Origin of the sequence: Micromonospora sp. NPDC049799 (genome assembly GCF_040656655.1) — a bacterium.
GTDB lineage: Bacteria > Actinomycetota > Actinomycetes > Mycobacteriales > Micromonosporaceae > Micromonospora.
In genome coordinates, this window is the sequence record NZ_JBFAMU010000700.1 from 1 (window position 1) to 2,096 (window position 2,096).

General features: G+C 76.3%; 2 protein-coding genes. Both read left to right on the top strand.

What is annotated here, in order from left to right; all coding sequences use genetic code 11:
* Nucleotides 1-813: universal stress protein (locus AB0I76_RS28460; protein WP_357041787.1), on the top strand; the 813-nt coding region annotated here is incomplete at its 5' end.
* 142 nt (nucleotides 814-955) lie between these two features.
* Complete coding sequence (locus AB0I76_RS28465; RefSeq protein ID WP_357041790.1) at nucleotides 956-1,825, top strand: universal stress protein; 870 nt, start codon at nucleotides 956-958, stop codon at nucleotides 1,823-1,825.
* Nucleotides 1,826-2,096: the final 271 nt, after the last annotated feature.

Sequence of the window (2,096 nt, forward strand, 5' to 3'; positions counted from 1 at the left end):
GCGGGGCCCACCCGGCTGCGCGCGCGGCGGGTGGGCCACGCTTTCATCGGCCCCCTCCCGGGCGCGCGGCGGAGCCCGGGGCCCGGCGCGCCGGCCGACGCCGGCCTGCGCAACCAGGCCGAGCGGTACGTCGCCGAGGCGGTCGCCGAGGCGACCAAGGTCTCCCCGGAGGTGGCGGTCACCGGCGCGGTCGTCGACGGCGCCGCGACCCCGGTGCTGGTCACGGAGTCCCGGGAAGCCGCGCTGGTGGTGCTCGGCAGCCGTGGCCTGGGTGGCTTCGCCGGCCTGCTGATCGGCTCGGTGACCCTGCGGGTCTCCGCCCACGCGGCGTGCCCGGTGCTGGTGGTACGCGGCGAGGCGCGTGCCGACGGGCCGGTGGTGGTCGGCGTCGACGGCTCCGAGCTGTCCACCGAGGCCGTCGCGTTCGCCTTCGAGGAGGCGGCTCACCGGGGTGCCCCGCTGGTCGCGGTGCACGCCTGGCTCTACCCGACGCCGGTGGGTCCCGGCGACATCCTGCCCCTGGTCTACGACCTGAACGATTTCGGCGAGCAGGAGGAGCGGGCGCTGGCCGAGTCGGTCACCGGCTTCACCGAGCGCTACCCGGACGTGCCCGTGCGGCACCGGCTGGTGCGCGGCACCCCCGCCCGGGTGCTGGTCGAGGAGTCGGAGAAGGCACAGCTGGTGGTCGTCGGCGCGTCCGGTGTGGGCGCGCTGGGCGGGCTGCTGCTCGGCTCGGTCAGCCACGCGGTGCTGCACCACGCGCACTGCCCGCTGGCCATCGTGCGCCATCACCGGCGGACCGAACGGTCCTGACCCGGCCAGGTCCACCGTCGCGCCGGCCGCTCCCCCGGCCGGCGCGACGGCGTGTCCGTCCGGTGTTCCGGGCGGTGGTGTCGGGTAAAAGCCGGTGGGTCGGCGTGACCGCACAGACAATGACCTGATCGACCCGGAAGGATTGTTGATGAACCGACCCGTCGTGGTGGGACTGGACGGATCACCGTCGAGCCTGGTGGCGGCCGAGCACGCCGCGCGGGCCGCCGTGCAGCGCTCGGCGCCCCTGCACCTGGTGCACGGCTACCTGCACCCGCTCGGCTACGGCGTGCCCCTCAACCCGTACGACGTGGGGATTCCGGCTCCCTCGGAGTCGGCACAGGAGATGCTGACCCGGACCGCGACGGAGCTGGCCGGGCGGTGGCCCGGCCTGGAGCTGGAGGTACGGCAGGTGGCCGGCGGGCCGGGCGCGACGCTCGTGGAGGAGTCCCGTCGGGCGGACCTCGTCGTGGTCGGCAGCCGGGGCCTGGGCGGGTTCGCGGGCCTGCTGCTCGGCTCGGTCGGTACGCAGGTCAGCGCGCACGCGCACTGCCCGGTGCTGGTGGTGCGCCCCACGGAGGAGCCGGTTCCGCTTGACGGTCCGGTGCTGGTCGGGGTGGACGGCTCGGAGTCCGCGGACCTGGCCGTCGGGTACGCCGCCGACGAGGCCGCCCGACGTGCCGCCACCCTGGTTCTGGCGCACGTACGGGACCCGGACGCGAGCGGGCCGGAGGGCGGGCCGAAAGCGGGGGCGGGCGGGGACGTCCTGCTGGACGCTGCCGCCGCAGCGCTGCGGGCCGCCCATCCCGACCTCGTCGTCGAGGAGCGGGTGCTGCGGTCGGCCCGGCCGGAGCAGGCACTGGTCGAGGCGAGCGGGGACGCCGCACTGGTCGTGGTGGGCTCCCGGGGCCGCGGTGGGTTCACGGGATTGCTGCTGGGCTCGGTCAGCCAGGCGCTCGTCCAGCACGCCCGCTGCCCGGTGCTGGTCGCCCGCCCGCACGGCCACGAAGCCTGACGCCGCACCCGCGCCCGCGCCCGCGCCAGGGCGATGCCGCTCGAACATGGAAACAGTGGCCTCCCGGGACGGGGAGGCCACTGTTTCCGTGAACGAGGGCGGTCGTGACGGGTCGGGCGTCAGTGGTCGCCACCCTGGCCCAGGAGGTCCGCGAAGTCGGCGGTGAGGGCGAACGGGTCGGCCGGCCCGGTCGACGGCGGTCGCCGGTCCACCTGGTCGGCCAGCTCCGCGCCGCCCCGCAGGATGCGCCGGCGCAGCGCGTCGTCGGCCG